Annotated in this window: 16 protein-coding genes; 8 read left to right on the forward strand and 8 right to left on the reverse strand. The window is 68.4% G+C overall.

The features are described from left to right. Positions 1 to 92 precede the first annotated feature (92 nt). Complete coding sequence (locus G6N51_RS13240; RefSeq protein ID WP_083172221.1) at positions 93 to 518, forward strand: DUF4307 domain-containing protein; 426 nt, start codon at positions 93 to 95, stop codon at positions 516 to 518. Positions 519 to 737: 219 nt separating this feature from the next. Beyond that, positions 738 to 1,232 carry a transcription elongation factor GreA gene (gene greA / locus G6N51_RS13245; protein ID WP_007168983.1) on the forward strand — a complete coding sequence of 165 codons (495 nt, stop codon included), beginning with the start codon at positions 738 to 740 and terminating at the stop codon, positions 1,230 to 1,232. Positions 1,233 to 1,240: 8 nt separating this feature from the next. On the opposite strand, the gene G6N51_RS13250 is transcribed toward greA, so the two are convergent. From G6N51_RS13250 to G6N51_RS13265, 4 genes are all read right to left on the reverse strand, one after another. Continuing rightward, positions 1,241 to 2,401 (reverse strand): cystathionine gamma-synthase, encoded by a 1,161-nt coding sequence (locus tag G6N51_RS13250; RefSeq protein ID WP_083172201.1) that lies wholly within the window; start codon positions 2,399 to 2,401, stop codon positions 1,241 to 1,243. A 48-nt stretch (positions 2,402 to 2,449) separates the two neighbouring features. Then, positions 2,450 to 3,163 (reverse strand): RDD family protein, encoded by a 714-nt coding sequence (locus G6N51_RS13255; protein ID WP_163750711.1) that lies wholly within the window; start codon positions 3,161 to 3,163, stop codon positions 2,450 to 2,452. A gap of 78 nt (positions 3,164 to 3,241) precedes the next feature. Further along, positions 3,242 to 4,636: a cystathionine beta-synthase gene (locus G6N51_RS13260; RefSeq protein WP_083175310.1), complete on the reverse strand. Its 1,395-nt coding sequence runs from the start codon at positions 4,634 to 4,636 to the stop codon at positions 3,242 to 3,244. 70 nt (positions 4,637 to 4,706) lie between these two features. Next, entirely contained in the window at positions 4,707 to 5,774 is a 1,068-nt protein-coding gene (locus G6N51_RS13265; RefSeq protein ID WP_083175307.1) for an alpha/beta hydrolase, read from the reverse strand. 230 nt (positions 5,775 to 6,004) lie between these two features. On the opposite strand from G6N51_RS13265, the gene G6N51_RS13270 reads away from it, so the two are divergent. Further along, positions 6,005 to 6,979 (forward strand): SGNH/GDSL hydrolase family protein, encoded by a 975-nt coding sequence (locus G6N51_RS13270; protein WP_083175302.1) that lies wholly within the window; start codon positions 6,005 to 6,007, stop codon positions 6,977 to 6,979. Positions 6,980 to 7,062: 83 nt separating this feature from the next. Beyond that, positions 7,063 to 8,280 (forward strand): acetyl-CoA C-acetyltransferase, encoded by a 1,218-nt coding sequence (locus G6N51_RS13275; RefSeq protein WP_083175299.1) that lies wholly within the window; start codon positions 7,063 to 7,065, stop codon positions 8,278 to 8,280. A gap of 193 nt (positions 8,281 to 8,473) precedes the next feature. Here the strand turns inward: G6N51_RS13275 and G6N51_RS13280 are convergent, their stop codons facing one another. Next, entirely contained in the window at positions 8,474 to 9,466 is a 993-nt protein-coding gene (locus tag G6N51_RS13280; protein ID WP_142275218.1) for an IS481 family transposase, read from the reverse strand. Between the two features lie 125 nt (positions 9,467 to 9,591). Further along, entirely contained in the window at positions 9,592 to 10,443 is an 852-nt protein-coding gene (locus G6N51_RS13285; protein ID WP_083175293.1) for a Bax inhibitor-1/YccA family protein, read from the reverse strand. Between the two features lie 214 nt (positions 10,444 to 10,657). Between G6N51_RS13285 and G6N51_RS13290 the strand changes: the two genes are divergently transcribed. From G6N51_RS13290 to G6N51_RS13300, 3 genes are read left to right on the forward strand one after another with little or no spacing between them, the layout of a single operon-like run. After that, complete coding sequence (locus tag G6N51_RS13290; RefSeq protein WP_083175327.1) at positions 10,658 to 11,695, forward strand: enoyl-CoA hydratase/isomerase family protein; 1,038 nt, start codon at positions 10,658 to 10,660, stop codon at positions 11,693 to 11,695. A 12-nt stretch (positions 11,696 to 11,707) separates the two neighbouring features. Continuing rightward, on the forward strand, positions 11,708 to 12,499 hold the full coding sequence (locus G6N51_RS13295) for an enoyl-CoA hydratase (RefSeq protein WP_083175290.1): 792 nt from the start codon (positions 11,708 to 11,710) through the stop codon (positions 12,497 to 12,499). A gap of 7 nt (positions 12,500 to 12,506) precedes the next feature. After that, positions 12,507 to 14,267 carry an alpha/beta hydrolase gene (locus G6N51_RS13300; RefSeq protein ID WP_083175287.1) on the forward strand — a complete coding sequence of 587 codons (1,761 nt, stop codon included), beginning with the start codon at positions 12,507 to 12,509 and terminating at the stop codon, positions 14,265 to 14,267. Here the strand turns inward: G6N51_RS13300 and G6N51_RS13305 are convergent, their stop codons facing one another. Continuing rightward, positions 14,268 to 14,708 carry a rhodanese-like domain-containing protein gene (locus tag G6N51_RS13305; RefSeq protein ID WP_083175284.1) on the reverse strand — a complete coding sequence of 147 codons (441 nt, stop codon included), beginning with the start codon at positions 14,706 to 14,708 and terminating at the stop codon, positions 14,268 to 14,270. It abuts the gene before it with no gap. Continuing rightward, complete coding sequence (locus G6N51_RS13310) at positions 14,708 to 15,283, reverse strand: cysteine dioxygenase (protein WP_083175281.1); 576 nt, start codon at positions 15,281 to 15,283, stop codon at positions 14,708 to 14,710. Before G6N51_RS13310 ends, G6N51_RS13305 begins: the two co-directional genes overlap by 1 nt. A gap of 114 nt (positions 15,284 to 15,397) precedes the next feature. Here G6N51_RS13310 and G6N51_RS13315 point away from each other — a divergent pair, with 114 nt between their 5' ends. Further along, entirely contained in the window at positions 15,398 to 15,841 is a 444-nt protein-coding gene (locus G6N51_RS13315) for a lipoprotein LpqV (RefSeq protein WP_372510123.1), read from the forward strand. Positions 15,842 to 15,890: the final 49 nt, after the last annotated feature.

Raw genomic sequence — 15,890 nt, forward strand, 5'->3', positions numbered from 1 at the left:
GTCGCCGGATGCGAACCTATAATTCCAGTTCTTCAGATCGTTGCATGCTGCCGGCCGGTGTCCGGCAGCCGACCGTTCAGGCATACCCAGGCATGACCGAAACTTCTCCTTCGCGTCCCGAGGCCCGCTACGGGCGCGCGCGGGTGCCCCGGCGATGGGTGATCGTCGGGCTGGGTGCGCTGGTGGTCGCCGCCGGGCTGGTGATCGCCGTCGTCGGCTACCACCGGCTGGGCACCGGTGCGGTGTCGGGAACGCTGGCCGGCTATCGGGTGCTCGACGACGAGACGGCGTCGGTAACGATCAGCGTGACGCGATCTGACCCGTCGCGGCCGGTGGACTGCATCGTGCGGGTGCGGGCGAAGGACGGCAGCGAAACGGGCAGGCGGGAAGTGCTGGTCCCGCCGTCCGGGGCGGCCACGGTGCAATTGACCACCACGCTGAAGTCCAGCAAACCGCCGGTGGTGGCCGACATCTACGGGTGCGGCACCGACGTGCCCGCCTATCTGCGGCCCGCGTGACCCCGTAACAACAGCCGAACTGCGAATTTCGAGTCATCAATTGTTTGCGCGGTGGTAACATGGGTGAATGCACGGTTCCTGATGGGACCGTGTATTGCTGCATTAAGGCCGTGAGCAGAACGGATCGGCAGCACACGGGGGCAGACCCGGATACTCCGGCGGCGGGGTCAACAGGCTTACGCGGTTACGCGGAACGACAACACGAGGAGCACGACAAAGATGACGGACACTTCGGTGACGTGGCTGACCCAGGAGTCACATGACCGGCTGAAGGCGGAGCTCGATCAGTTGATCGCGAATCGTCCGGTCATCGCCGCGGAGATCAACGACCGCCGTGAAGAGGGCGACCTGCGCGAGAACGGCGGCTACCACGCCGCCCGTGAAGAGCAAGGCCAGCAGGAGGCCCGCATTCGTCAGCTGCAGGACCTGCTCAACAACGCCAAGGTCGGCGAGGCGCCCAAGCAGTCCGGTGTCGCGTTGCCCGGCTCGGTGGTGAAGGTCTACTACAACGGCGACAAGTCGGACACCGAGACCTTCCTGATCGCCACGCGCCAGGAGGGCGTCAACGACGGCAAGCTCGAGGTGTATTCGCCCAACTCACCGCTGGGCGGCGCGCTGATCGACGCCAAGGTCGGCGAGACCCGCAGCTACGTCGTGCCCAACGGCAACACCGTCGAGGTCACGCTGGTCAGCGCGGAGCCCTACCACTCGTAGCGAGCCGGTCAGGCCAGCGCCTGGTCGAGATCGGCCAGCAGGTCGGCAACGTCCTCGATGCCCACCGACAGCCGGACCAGGTCGTCGGGCACTTCCAATTGCGAACCGGCCGTGGACGCGTGCGTCATGGCGCTGGGGTGTTCGATGAGTGACTCGACGCCGCCGAGCGATTCGGCCAGGATGAACACCTCGGTGCGGGCGCACAGATCCCGGGCGGCCTGCCTGCCGCCGCGCATGCGCACCGACACCATGCCTCCGAAGCCGCGCATCTGCCGGGCGGCGACGTCATGCCCGGGGTGGCCGGGCAGGCCGGGGTACAACACGGCGCTGACCGCCGGATGCCCGTGGAGGAATTCCGCTACGGCCGAAGCGTTTTCGCTGTGTCGCTGCATCCGCAGCACCAGGGTCTTCAGGCCGCGCATGGTCAGGTAGGCGTCGAACGGGCCGGGCACCGCGCCGGCCCCGTTCTGCAGGAAGGCGAAGGCCTCGTCCAGCGCGGCGTCGTCGGTGATCAACGCGCCGCCCACCACGTCGGAGTGGCCACCGATGTACTTGGTGGTCGAATGCAGCACCACGTCGGCGCCCAGCGTCAACGGCTGCTGCAGCGCGGGCGAGGCAAACGTGTTGTCCACCAACACCTTTACCGACGCCTGCTTGGCCAGTTCTGCCAGGGTCACGATGTCGGCGATGGACAGCAACGGGTTGGTCGGTGTCTCCACCCAGATCAGGCGCGTCTGCGGGGTGATCGCGGCGCGGACGGCGTCCACGTCCGACAGCGCCACCGGGGTGTAGCGGACGCCCCACTGCGTGAACACCTTGTCGATCAGCCGGAAGGTACCGCCGTAGGCGTCGTTGGGGATGATCACGTGGTCGCCGGGCCGCAGCATCGCCCGCAGCGCGCAGTCGGTGGCGGCCATGCCCGACCCGAACGCCCGCCCGTAGCCGCCCCCCTCGACGGCGGCGAGCGAGGCCTCGAGCGCGGCGCGCGTCGGGTTGCCGGTGCGCGCGTATTCGAACCCGCCGCGCAGCGCACCGACGCCATCCTGGGCGAACGTACTGCTGGCGTAGATCGGGGCGTTGACCGCCCCGGTCGCCGGGTCCGGCCGGTAGCCGGCGTGAATCGCCTTGGTGGCGAGTCCGGTGAAGTGTCCGTTGCGGTCGGCGCTCATTGACGATCAGCCTAGGCGACGGCCGCCCCGGCTACCGCGCCCGCACGACTACCTCGGCCGCTCCTCGGTCCCGTCGAGCGGCAGGCAGACCGTCGTCATGATCTTGTCCGCCAACGTTTGCCGCTTCGAATCCCACAGCGGGAAAAGGAAACCGATGAAGCAGATGATCGCGTCCACGAAGTGGGCGAGGGAACGCACGACGGACATTCCGAACCCGATGGGCTGGCCGGTGACCTCGCTGACGACCTTGAACTTCATCACCGACTTGCCGACGCTCGACCCGGTGGTGCCCTGGCGGTAGCCGTAGTTCCAGATCAGGTAGCACAGCCCCACCAGCGATGCCAACCACTGTGCGGCCAGGCCGATGGTCGAGTTCTGCGTTGCGCAGTATTGGTTGACGGCGTACTGCGTGACATCGGTGACGCACGCCGTCTGCTGCGTGGCGACGAGGATGCCGGTCCCGATCCCGTGCACGACGACGTACGGGAGGATGTCGATGATGAACGCGACGAGCCGGGTCAGCCACGGCGTGTAGGACTCCGTCGGCAAGGTGCGGATCGCCGGTCCGGGAGGCGGCGGAGCGTACCCGCCGGCCGACGGCGGGGGCGGCGGGTAGGAGCCGCCGCCGGGCGGGGGCGGCGGCGGCGGGTAGGAAGCGCCGGCGGGCGCCGGCGGAGGGGGCGGGGTCTCCTGCCCGCCGGGCGACCCGGGCGCCGGGGAAGGTGGCGGGTAAGTGCCGCCGGGCGGCGGTTGATCGGTCATGGGCACCCTTTCCACTGCGGACCAGCTGACCCAGGCCGCATTACAGTACCTGAGCCCTCGGCGGCCGGGCGAGATCCGCTAGCGTCGGCGCGGGCCGTCGGAGAGGAAGCCGAGCAGGTCGGATCGGGTGATCACCCCGACCGGTTTGCCCTCTTCGACCACCATCAACGCGTCCCAGTCGCGCAGCGACTTACCGGCCGCGCCGACCAGCTCTCCCGCGCCGATCATCGGCAGCGGCGGGCTCATGTGCATCGAGACGGCGTCGGCCAATTTGGCCCGGCCCTCGAAAACGGCCGACAGTAGTTCCCGCTCGGAGACGCTGCCGGCCACCTCGCCGGCCATCACCGGCGGCTCGGCGCCCACCACCGGCATCTGGGACACCCCGTACTCGCGCAGGATGCCGATGGCGTCGCGCACGGTCTCGGATGGATGCGTGTGCACCAGGTCGGGCAGCTCGCCCGATTTGCGGCGCAGCACGTCGCCCACCCTGGCCTGTTCGGTCGAGCCGTCGAGGCGGCCGCGCAGGAACCCGTACGACGACATCCAGGCGTCGTTGAAGATCTTCGCCATGTAGCCGCGCCCGCCGTCGGGCAGCAACACCACGACCAGCGCGTCGGGCCCGGCCACCTCGGCGACCTTCAGCGCGGCCACCACCGCCATCCCGCACGACCCCCCGACCAACATCGCCTCCTCGCGGGCCAGCCGCCTGGTCATGTTGAACGAGTCGGAGTCGGACACGGCGATGACCTCGTCGGGCACCGTGCGGTCGTACGCGGCCGGCCAGAAATCCTCGCCGACGCCCTCGACCAGGTAGGGCCGGCCGGTGCCCCCGGAATACACCGACCCCTCGGGGTCCGCACCGATGATGCGCACCGCACCGCCGGACACCTCTTTGAGGTAGCGGCCCGCGCCGGTGATCGTGCCGCCGGTCCCGATGCCGGCGACGAAGTGGGTGACTTTACCGTCGGTGTCGGCCCAGATCTCCGGGCCGGTGGTGGCGTAGTGACTGGCCGGGCCCTCCGGGTTCGCGTACTGGTCGGGCTTCCAGGCGCCGTCGATCTCCCGGGTCAGCCGGTCGGAGACGCTGTAGTAGCTGTCCGGGTGGTCAGGCGGGACCGCCGTCGGGCAGACGACCACCTCCGCGCCGTAGGCGAGCAGCACGTTGCGTTTGTCCTCGCCGACCTTGTCGGGACAGACGAACACGCACTGGTACCCGCGCTGTTGGGCCACCAGCGCCAGTCCGACGCCGGTGTTGCCGGAGGTGGGTTCGACGATGGTGCCGCCGGGCTTCAGCAGCCCGCTCGCTTCGGCGGCGTCGATCATCCTCGCCGCGATCCTGTCCTTCGAGCTACCCCCGGGGTTGAGGTACTCGACCTTGGCCGCCACGGTGCCGGCGCCCCCGGGAACGACGGAATTCAGGCGTACCAGCGGCGTGCCGCCGATGAGCTCACTGATGTGCTGGGCGATCCGCATGGGTTCATGGTCTCAGGCACGTCTTGGCGGTGCACGGTGCGCTTCCCTTTGATCGGCAACCGCCGCCGGGCTACCCGGTGGCCTCGCGGATGTAGTCCCCGATCTGGCGGAGCGAGCGAACCGCCTCCGGCACCATCGGCGCGGCCAGCTGGAAGTCGTGGATCTGGCCGGGCCACACCCGCACCTCGGCGGGCACACCGACCGCCGCCAGCCGGCTCGCCGCCAGCCGCGCGTCGTGCAGCAACACCTCGGAGCCCGAGACGTGGATGAGCGTCCGCGGCAGGCCCGGTTTGATGTGCTCCAACGGCTCGTAGATCTCCTCGGGCCTGCCCGCGACTTTGCGCTTGCGGGCCGCGCCGGCAACCAGCTCGGCGAGCGCGTCGAACGCCCGGGCGGAGAACATCGCATCGGTGTTGATGTTGGGATGCGCCTGCTTGTATTCCTTCGCCAGCTGCAGCAGCGGCGAGATCATCACCAGGGCCGCAGGTTCCTCGTCTTCCTCCTGGAGGCGTTGCGCCAGCGCGAGGGCGAGGTAACCGCCGGCGGAGTCGCCCGCCAGCACGATCTGATCCGGCTGGTATCCCCGCAGCCGCAGCCATTGATAGCCGTCGTGACAGTCATCGAGAGCCATCCCGATCGAATGCTTGGGCAACAGCCGGTAATTGACCACCAGCACCGGCGAGTCGGCGAAGTTCGACAGCGCCTCGACCAGCCGGCCATGCGAGTTCGCCCCGCACGTCAGAAACGCGCCGCCGTGGAAGTAGACGACCACCCGGCGGGTGCCGTCGGCGGGCAGCACGCCCGGCGCCCGCACCAGCTGCGCCGAGGCGTTGGGCAGCTTCACCGTCTCACGGACGGTCGCCGACACCGGGAGCACCACCCGGGCGGCCAGGTCGATGAGGCCCCAGGGCCAGGGAAAGTTGGGGACGTGGCTGCCGACGGACAGGACCGGCCGGACGGTCATGCGGGTCGTCAGGTTGGCCACCCGCGCAGCAACGCTCGGCCCGGATTCGAGGACCTCGACCGGGGTGCCGTCGCTCATCGCGAACTTGCGGGTCTTGGCTCTGCGGGCCCGCAGGATGTCGTGTGGACGAAGGGCAGTCCGGGGCAGGCCGGATACCTTGCCGGGTGCGCTCATGCTCAACACTTCCTACGCCGTTGTAGTGCGATACAGCATGTGACGAGGCGGCCAAGCGTCTGGTTCAGCCGTTTGCTCGAGGCGCTCAACCGACCCCTGGGGATCAGCGTGACAGGCATTTCTCAGGGCAACGTTTGAATAGCCTGATTCGATACCAATTCGTTTCCCGCCGTGATCGGATTGTTGGTCAGCCGAACCCGCAAACATGCAAGCCGAACTAAACTGGTTTCGTGACCATGCGGGTGCCACGCCGTTCGGCGATCGCCCTGGCCACAGCGGGCGCACTCGCCTCGACGGGAACTGCCTACCTGGGGGCGCGCAACCTGCTCGTCGGCCAGGCGACGCACGCGCGCACCGTCATTCCCAAGGCGTGGGACATCCCGCCACGCGCGGACGGGATATACACCCGCGGCGGTGGGCCGGTCGAACGCTGGCACCGCGGCGTGCCCTTCGACCTGAGCCTGATGATCTTCGGCGACTCGACCGCCGCGGGCTACGGGTGCATCAGCGCCGAGGAAGTTCCGGGGGTGCGGATCGCGCGGGGCCTCGCCGAGCAGACCGGCAAGCGAATCCGGCTGAGCACCAAGGCCATCGTCGGTGCCACGTCGAAAGGCCTTCGCGGCCAGGTGGATGCGATGTTCGTGGCGGGGCCGCCGCCGGACGCGGCAGTGATCATGGTGGGCGCCAACGACGTGACGGCCCTCAACGGGGTCAGCCAGTCGGCGCAGCGCCTCGGGCAGAGCGTCCGCCAACTGCGCGCCCGCGGCGCGGTGGTGATCGCGGGCACCTGCCCGGATCTCGGCGTCATCACAGCCATCCCGCAACCGCTGCGCTCGATCGCACACGAGCGTTGTCTGCAACTCGCGCGCGCCCAGGCCGCGGCGGTGCGGTCCGCCGGCGGCATGCCGGTACCGCTGGCGCAGCTGATGACGCCCCAATTCCGGTCGACGCCCCACGTGATGTTCTCCCCGGACGGCTTCCACCCGTCCGCCCCGGCGTACGCGATCGCGGCCGACGCGCTGCTGCGCGCGCTGTGCGAGGCGCTGGGCGAAGAGGTCGATATCCCGCCGCTGGAGTTGGCGGCGTCGACGACCCCGCCGGTGCTCGGCCAGCGCCACACCCGAATCAGCGTGATGTCGCGGCTGTGGCGGCGCCCGGTGCCGGGACCCGCCCCGTCGTCGCACCCCCTGGTGGGCAACGACTAGATTTGGTCTAGCCCGTCGGCGTCGAGTCAACGGTTTGTGAAGCGAACTCGTCGGAATCCGGAAGGGATTTGAAGGGAACCGTCATGCCTGAAGCCGTCATAGTCTCAACCGCCCGCTCGCCGATCGGCCGCGCGATGAAGGGGTCGCTGGTCTCCATGCGGCCCGACGACCTGGCCGCCCAGATGGTGCGGGCCGCGCTGGACAAGGTGCCCGCGCTCAACCCCCACCAGATCGACGACCTCATCCTGGGCTGCGGCCTGCCGGGCGGCGAGTCCGGCTTCAACATGGCGCGCGTCGTCGCCGTCGAGTTGGGTTACGACTTCCTGCCGGGCACCACGGTGAACCGCTACTGCTCGTCGTCGCTGCAGACCACCCGGATGGCCTTCCACGCCATCAAGGCCGGCGAGGGTGACGCGTTCATCTCCGCGGGTGTGGAGACCGTGTCGCGGTTCGGCAAGGGCAACTCCGACTCCTGGCCCGACACCAAGAATCCGCTGTTCGACGAGGCGCAGGAGCGCTCGCAGGCCGCCGCCGCGGGCGCCGACGAGTGGCACGACCCCCGCGCCGACGGCAACCTGCCCGACGTCTACATCGCGATGGGACAGACCGCCGAGAACGTCGCCATCCTGACCGGCATCAGCCGCGAAGACCAGGATCACTGGGGCGTGCGCAGCCAGAACCGGGCCGAGGAGGCGATCAAGAGCGGGTTCTTCGAGCGCGAGATCTCCCCGGTGACCCTGCCGGATGGCAGCACCGTCAGTACCGATGACGGCCCCCGTCCGGGCACCACCTACGAGAAGGTCTCCGAGCTCAAGCCGGTGTTCCGGCCCAACGGCACCATCACCGCGGGCAACGCCTGCCCCCTGAACGACGGCGCCGCCGCGCTGGTGATCACCAGCGACACCAAGGCCAAAGAGCTCGGCCTGACCCCGCTGGCGCGCATCGTGTCGACCGGGGTCAGCGGCCTCTCCCCGGAGATCATGGGCCTGGGCCCGATCGAGGCGTGCAAGAAGGCGCTGGCGCGCGCGGGCATGTCGATCGGCGACATCGACCTCTACGAGATCAACGAGGCCTTCGCGGTGCAGGTGCTGGGTTCGGCGCGCGAGCTGGGCATGGACGAGGACAAGTTGAACGTGTCCGGTGGGGCGATCGCCCTGGGCCACCCGTTCGGCATGACCGGCGCGCGCATCGCGACCACGTTGATCAACAACCTGCAGACCCACGACAAGACCTTCGGCCTGGAGACCATGTGTGTCGGCGGCGGGCAGGGCATGGCGATGATCATCGAGCGGCTAAGCTGACCCGCTGAAACCGCCGCGACGTTGAGTGCTCGCCCTGGGCGTCGCGTGTGCGCCCAGGGCGGCGACACGCCGAGGGGCCCCGCCGCCAGCGCACACCCGAAGCCACCGGTACACACGCGATGAGCCCGAGGCATGTCCCCACACGAAAAGACCGGCACGCCATCGGCGCGCCGGTCTTTTCGTGTGAAGAGGGCTAGTTGTACTGCCCAGGCAGGTTGGTCAACCGAGTGATGGGCGGGACCTTGCCGATCGCGGAGTGTTGCCGGTGGTGATTGTAGGTATGGAGCCATGCTGGTAGGGCTGATCGGCGAGTGAGTTCGTTGGGGTAATGGCGGGCGAAAGCCCATTCGTTGGCCATGGTTCGGTGGAATCGCTCGATTTTGCCGTTGGTCTGTGGCCGATATGGGCGGGTACGTGTGGGTTGAATTTGCAGTTCAGCGCACGCAGCGCGCCAGGCGTAGGACCGGTAGCACGCGCCGTTGTCCGACAACACCCTTTCGACGCGGACCCCGCGCGCACCAAACCAGCGCACGGCTCGTTGCAACACCGCGATGGCGGTTGGAGTCTTCTCGTCGCCATGGATCTCGGCGTAGGCGACGCGCGAGTGGTCATCGATCACGGTGTGCACGTAGGCATGCCCCAGCAGCGGTTGGTATCGGTGATTACGGGTGACACCGGCGGTGGTGGTGCGGTTCTTTTTGCCGTGCGCACGGCCGACGAACCGCCACCCACCCCCGTCTGGAATGTTTCCCAGCTTCTTGACGTCCACATGGATCAGCGCACCAGGACGGTCGTGTTCGTAGCGTCGAATCGGCTCGCCGGTACGGATGTCGATGTGCGACAACCGGTTCAACCGACACCGCACCAACACCGCATGGACGGTGGACGCTGACATCGATAAGCGGGAGGCAATCGCCAGTGGTGAGAGCCGGTGGCGCCACCGCAGATGTACGATCTTGCGCACCACTGGTGGCGGGGTGCGGTTAGGGCTGCAATGCGGCCGGCTGGATCGATCAGCCATACCAGCGCTGCCCATCGCGGCATACCGCGATGCCCAGCGTTTGGCCGTCGACCACGATACGTGGAAATGCTCGGCTGCTCGAGCGATCGGCCAACCCTCGTCAACGACACGACGCGCAAGCAACAAGCGCCCACGAGGCGTCAGTACGGCATTAGCGTGGACCACGAAGGTCTCCTGTTCGTGTGGGTGTGGTGGTAGCAGCTCCACTCCACGACAGGAGGCCTTCGCCCATCAACGACCACTACAGCGTGTCGTCACACTTCCTCAACCAACCTGCCTGGGCACTACAGCTAGTCGTTCTGCAGGTAACTGAGCAGCCGCAGGATCTCGAGGTAGAGCCAGACCAGGGTCACGGTCAGTCCCAGGGCGATGCCCCAGGCCGCCTTGTCCGGCGCGCCGGCGCGCACCATCTGGTCGGCCGCGTCGAAGTCGATCAGGAAGCTGAACGCCGCGATGCCGATGCACACCAGCGAGAAGATGATGGCGATCGGTCCGCCGCTGCGCAGGCCCAGGCCGGTACCGCCGCCGACGTGGAACATCGCGAGCACGAAGTTGCCCAGCATCAGGGCCAGGACGCCGAACATCGCCGCGACCAGCATGCGGGTGAACTTGGGCGTCACCCGGATCGCGCCCGTCTTGTAGACGACGAGCATGCCGAAGAACACCCCGAAGGTGCCCAGCACGGCCTCGCCGATCAGGGCGCCCGCGTTGGCGTGCGAGACCGAGAAGTTGGCGAAGACGAACGAGATCGCGCCGAGGAAGAGCCCTTCGAGGACGGCGTAGCTGAGCACGATCGCCGGGCTGTCCTGCTTGCGGCCGAAGGTCGCGACCAGCACCAGCCCCAGGCCACCGAGGGCGCCGACCATGGTCAGTGGCATCGCCAGCGCGACGTTGGACGCCACCAGGAAGTAGGAGACCACGGCGGAGAGCGCCAGCACCGCCAGCGTGATGCCGGTCTTGGTGACGACGTCGTCGATGGTCAGCGGACGCGAAGCCCTGGCCTCCTGGTAGGGAGCCTGATAGGGGGCCGCGTAGGGGTCGGCTCCATAGCCCTGCATCGGGGCCGCGCCCGTACCGAATTGCGCGTATCCGCCCCGCTGCTTGGGCAGCGAACGAAATACCGGGTTGCTTGTCTCCCGCACCGTCGGATCCTCTCTATTGGCTCGAGCTGTGCGAACACAATCTCAACGAGCAGCGTCCCGTCCGGGTTCCCGGCGACCTGGGCATGTTTTTTGGATGCCTGGGGGCTTTGCTGCTGTCGTCGCGTTAAACATAACCCTTACCCGCGGGTATCGCGCCGGTCGTCACGATCTAGATTTTTCCCTCGGGGGTGGACCGGTGATGGGAGGCAAGGGCGTGACCGAGGAATCCGACGAGGTTCTCACCCGGGTCGACGGCAACGTCGGCCTGATCACGCTCAACCGCCCCAAGGCGATCAATTCGCTCAATCAGCAGATGGTGGATGCGCTCAGCGCCATCCTCACCGACTGGGCGGACGACGACGCCATCCGCGCGGTGGTGCTCTCCGGTGCCGGCGAGCGCGGACTGTGCGCCGGCGGCGACGTCGTCTCGATCTACCACAGCGCGCGCAAGGACGGAATCGAGGCGCGGCGGTTCTGGCGCGACGAGTACCTGCTCAACGGCCAGATCGCCGATTTCGCCAAGCCATACGTGGCGTTGATGGACGGCATCGTGATGGGCGGCGGCGTCGGCGTCAGCGCGCACGCGAACACCCGGGTGGTGACCGACACCTCGAAGATCGCGATGCCCGAGGTCGGCATCGGTTTCGTTCCCGACGTCGGCGGGGCGTTCCTGCTGTCCCGGGCACCCGGGGGGCTGGGTCTGCACGCGGCGCTGACCGGGGCGCCGTTTTCGGGCGCCGACGCCGTCGCCATGGGATTCGCCGACCACTACGTGCCGCACGACGATCTTCAGGCGTTCACCCGGGCCATCGTCGCCGGTGGTGTGCAGAGCGCGATTGCCGCGCATGCCGTCGATCCGCCGCCGAGCGTGCTTGCGGCACAACGCCATTGGATCGACGAATGCTACGCCGGTGACACGGTCGAAGACATCGTGGCGAGTCTGCGTAAGCACGACGCCGGACCTGCCCAAGACGCCGCCAACCTGATCGGCACCCGCTCGCCGATCTCGTTGTCGGTGACCCTGGAGGCCGTCCGGCGCGCGGCCAAACTTCAGACGGTGAAAGACGTTCTGGTCCAAGACTATCGGGTGTCGTCGGCATCGCTGCGGTCACACGACCTCGTCGAGGGCATCCGGGCGCAACTGATCGACAAAGACCGCAACCCGAAGTGGTCGCCGGCGACGCTGGCCGCCGTGACCGCCGCAGATGTCGAGGCGTATTTCGCCCCGGTCGACGACGACTTGAGTTTCTAGAAAGGCGATTGGATGACGGACACTGGCTCCAAGAACTTTGAAACCATCCTGGTCGAGCGCGACGGGCGCGTCGGCACCATCACCCTGAACCGGCCGAAAGCCCTGAACGCGCTGAACACCCAGGTGATGAGCGAAGTCACCAGCGCGGCAATGGATTTCGACAACGATCCCGGCATCGGGGCGATCATCATCACCGGTTCGGCCAAGGCGTTCGCCGCCGGCGCCGACATCAAGGAGATGGCCGGCCTGACGTTCGCCGACGCGTTCGACGCCGACTTCTTCGCCCCCTGGGCCAAGCTGGCCGCCGTGCGCACGCCGACCATCGCCGCGGTGGCCGGACACGCGCTCGGCGGCGGCTGCGAGCTGGCAATGATGTGCGACGTGCTGATCGCCGCGGACACGGCGAAGTTCGGCCAGCCGGAGATCAAACTCGGCGTGCTGCCGGGCATGGGCGGCTCCCAGCGCCTGACCCGCGCCATCGGCAAGGCCAAGGCCATGGACCTCATCCTGACCGGTCGCACCATCGACGCCGCCGAAGCCGAACGCAGCGGCCTGGTTTCGCGCGTGGTACCGGCCGACGACTTGCTGACTGAGGCCAAGGCCGTCGCCACCACGATTTCGCAAATGTCGCGCTCGGCGTCCCGGATGGCCAAGGAGGCCGTCAACCGCGCATTCGAGTCGACCCTGTCCGAAGGGCTCCTCTACGAACGACGCCTCTTCCACTCGACCTTCGCGACCGAGGACCAGTCCGAAGGCATGGCGGCGTTCGTCGAGAAGCGCGCTCCCAACTTCACCCACAGGTAATCCGGCGATGAGCGAAGCGGGTCCAGCAACGAACAACCCGACGGCCGTGACCACCGAGGAGGCCGCACCCGCGGAAACCGAATCCGAAGCCCGCCCGGCAACTCGCTGGCCTCGGTGGACCGAAAAGCCTTGGTGGGTACGACATTACACGTTTACCGGCACCACGGTCGGCCTCGTCTTCATCTGGTTCTCCATGACGCCGTCGCTGCTGCCGCGCGGCGCACTGTTCCAGGGACTGGTCAGCGGGATCTCCGGAGCCATCGGCTACGGGCTGGGCGTCTTCGCCGTGTGGCTGGTCCGCTACATGCGCGCCAAGGATCACAGCCCCCCGCCCCCGCGCTGGGCGTGGATGGTGCTGATCCCGGTCGGCGCCCTGGGCATGGTGTTGATGGCCGTCTGGTTCCACGTGTGGCAGGACAACGTGCGCGACCTGATGGGCGTCGCGCACCTCAAGTGGTACGACTACCCGGTGGCCGCGGGCCTGTCGCTGGTGGTGTTGTTCACCCTGGTCGAAATCGGCCAGTTCATCCGGTGGCTGGTCAAGTTCCTGGTCAGCCAGGTCGACCGGATCGCGCCGTTCCGGCTGTCGGCGACCATCGTGGTCGCACTGCTGGTGGTGCTCACCATCACCGTGCTCAACGGTGTCGTGCTCAAGTTCGCCATGCGCACCATGAACAACACCTTCGCCTCGGCGAACAACGAGATGAATCCCGACACGGCGCCGCCGAAGACCCCGCTGCGATCCGGCGGCCCCGAGTCGCTGGTGTCGTGGGAATCCCTTGGCCACCAAGGCCGCATCTTCGTGGAAGCAGGCCCCACCGTCGCCCAGCTCAGCACCTTCAACGGTGCTCCGGCAACCGAGCCGATCCGCACCTACGCCGGGCTGAACTCCGCGGACGGGATCACGGCGACCGCCGAACTGGCGGCGCGCGAGCTGCAGCGCACCGGCGGACTGCAGCGCGCCGTCGTCGCCGTCGCGACCACCACCGGCACCGGCTGGATCAACGAGGCGGAAGCCGATTCGCTCGAGTACATGTACAACGGCAACACCGCGATCGTCAGCATGCAGTACTCGTTCCTGCCGAGCTGGCTGTCCTTCCTGGTGGACAAGGAGAACGCCCGCCACGCCGGGCAGGCACTGTTCGAGGCCGTCGACCGCCTGATCCGCCAGATGCCCGAAGCGCAACGCCCCAAGCTCGTGGTGTTCGGGGAAAGCCTGGGGTCGTTCGGCGGCGAAGCGCCGTTCATGAGCCTCAACAACGTCCTCGCCCGCACCGACGGCGCCCTGTTCAGCGGACCGACGTTCCAGAACACCATCTGGACCGACCTGACGTCGACGCGCGACGCCGGATCCCCGGAGTGGCTGCCGATCTACGACGACGGGAAGAACGTCCGGTTCGCCGCTCGGCCAACGAATTTGGGTCGCCCGAACGTCCCGTGGGACCACCCGCGGGTGGTCTATCTACAGCACGCCTCCGATCCGATCGCCTGGTGGTCGCCCGACCTGCTGTTCAGCGAACCGGACTGGCTGCGGGAACGGCGCGGCTATGACGTGCTGCCCGAGACACGCTGGATCCCGGTGGTGACGTTCCTACAGGTTTCGGCGGACATGGCGGTGGCGGTCGAGGTTCCCGAGGGGCATGGCCACCACTATGTGGCCGACGCGGCCGACGGCTGGGCCGCGGTGCTCTCACCGCCCGGTTGGACGCCGGAGAAGACCGACAAGCTGCGGCCACTGCTGCATTCGGATGCCACCTCCACCGGGTAGCTAGAGCCAGCGGCGACCGGCGTCGGCGAGAGCTCCACGGCCGCCGTCGACCGGGGCGGCGCCGGAAAGCTGTTCCAGCACACCGCCATCCACGAGCGCGTGGTACCCCCCGACGACGTCGGTGGCACGGTGCAGGCCGATGTCCAGCAGCGCGGCGGCCGCGAGGCTGGAGGTGTAGCCCTCCGAGCACACGATCACCCATTCGACGTCGTCGCCGACCGCCTCGGCCAGCCGGGCCTCGCTGGTCGGGTCGCAGCGCCACTCCAGCACGTTGCGTTCGATCACCAGCGCACCGGGGATCTCACCCTCCCGGAGGCGCTGGGCCTGCGGCCGGATGTCGACGAGCACCGCACCGCGCCGCAGCGCCTCTGGCACTTCGGCCGCGGGGAGGCGACGGTAGCGGCGGCGGGCGGATCTCAGCACGACGTCGATGCGGCTCATCACGGTCCTTCCGGTTGATCGGTCAGTTCGGTTCGCTGGCGGCGCAACCGGTTTCGGCCGGTCACCTCGTAGTAGGACATCGCGGTCAACGGCGGCGAATAGGCATGCACGCTCAGTGAAGGCCGCGCGGGCCCCGAGACGGGCACGGCCACGCGCCGGGGCGCCCACACCACGTCATGCACCCAGCCCAGCGGGAATCCGGCCTGATCGCCGGCGTCGAGCCGGCGCTGCCGCAAGGCGCGGCCGTCCCAACGGAATTCGTTGAGGGATCCGGACACGACCGTCAGCGCGCCGAGCGACCCGCCGTGATCGTGCAGCTCGGTGTGATGGTCGGGAACCCAGCTGATCAGCCAGACGTCCAGCTCCTCGTCGCCGTGGATGCGGGTGAACCAGCGACGCGAATCGGGCAGCCCGCCCGGCGGCAGCAGGTAATCGCAGCGTCCGCTCAGCACGTCGTCGGCGGCCTGGTCGGTGGCGTGCAGGAGGTCGGGCACCCGCAAACGGGTAGGCCCCGATGACGGGGACGAGACGGTGCGCGGGCGCAGCGCAGCCGGGGCGGCGAGGGGCACAGACATTTGGGGAGCTCCAGAGCAAACGGAATCGGACGGGCGGCGGCGTGTTACGGCCGACAACACTCGCAAAATCCGAAGCGCTCCATCACGGCCGCCAGTGTTGCATAGATTGGGAGGGTGCGCTGGCGCCGTCGTCGACCCGGGCTGTGGGGCACGCTCGTCGTGGCGGCCGGTTTGCTGGCGGGCGGGGCGTGCTCGCCCGGCGCCCCGAGCGGCAAGCCCGCGTCCTCGTCGGCGCAGCCGGCCGGCGTGCCGGGCAGGCCCAGCGCGGCGCCGCCGGGCGCCGTCGGGCTCTCCCCCGCCGGAGTGACGACCAGGGTCGACGTCCCCGCGAATTCGACCGAGGAAGAGTATTACCAGGCCTGTCATGCCGCGAAAGTGTGGATGGACGCCCAGCCCCGGACCGGTCGGTCGCTGTTCGAGCCGTACCTGGCGATGGTCCAGGCCGCGCCGTCGGGCACCGCGGGCAGCTGGAACGCCCGATGGGCCGATCTGACGCCGGCCCGGCAGGCGGCCGTGATCACCGCCGCGCGCGCCGCCGCCGACGACGAATGCGGCTAGCCCCTTCGAACTCGTGCACGATTGAATTCACGAGTACCTAAAGTGGGCG

Origin of the sequence: Mycobacterium paraseoulense, assembly GCF_010731655.1 — a bacterium.
Lineage (GTDB): Bacteria > Actinomycetota > Actinomycetes > Mycobacteriales > Mycobacteriaceae > Mycobacterium > Mycobacterium paraseoulense.

Coding starts and splice junctions, on each gene's coding strand:
- G6N51_RS13240 (WP_083172221.1), top strand. CDS start 93: ATGACCGAAACTTCTCCTTCGCGTCCCGAGGCCCGCTACGGGCGCGCG.
- greA (WP_007168983.1), top strand. CDS start 738: ATGACGGACACTTCGGTGACGTGGCTGACCCAGGAGTCACATGACCGG.
- G6N51_RS13250 (WP_083172201.1), bottom strand. CDS start 2,401: ATGAGCGCCGACCGCAACGGACACTTCACCGGACTCGCCACCAAGGCG.
- G6N51_RS13255 (WP_163750711.1), bottom strand. CDS start 3,163: ATGACCGATCAACCGCCGCCCGGCGGCACTTACCCGCCACCTTCCCCG.
- G6N51_RS13260 (WP_083175310.1), bottom strand. CDS start 4,636: ATGCGGATCGCCCAGCACATCAGTGAGCTCATCGGCGGCACGCCGCTG.
- G6N51_RS13265 (WP_083175307.1), bottom strand. CDS start 5,774: ATGAGCGCACCCGGCAAGGTATCCGGCCTGCCCCGGACTGCCCTTCGT.
- G6N51_RS13275 (WP_083175299.1), top strand. CDS start 7,063: ATGCCTGAAGCCGTCATAGTCTCAACCGCCCGCTCGCCGATCGGCCGC.
- G6N51_RS13295 (WP_083175290.1), top strand. CDS start 11,708: ATGACGGACACTGGCTCCAAGAACTTTGAAACCATCCTGGTCGAGCGC.
- G6N51_RS13300 (WP_083175287.1), top strand. CDS start 12,507: ATGAGCGAAGCGGGTCCAGCAACGAACAACCCGACGGCCGTGACCACC.
- G6N51_RS13305 (WP_083175284.1), bottom strand. CDS start 14,708: ATGAGCCGCATCGACGTCGTGCTGAGATCCGCCCGCCGCCGCTACCGT.
- G6N51_RS13310 (WP_083175281.1), bottom strand. CDS start 15,283: ATGTCTGTGCCCCTCGCCGCCCCGGCTGCGCTGCGCCCGCGCACCGTC.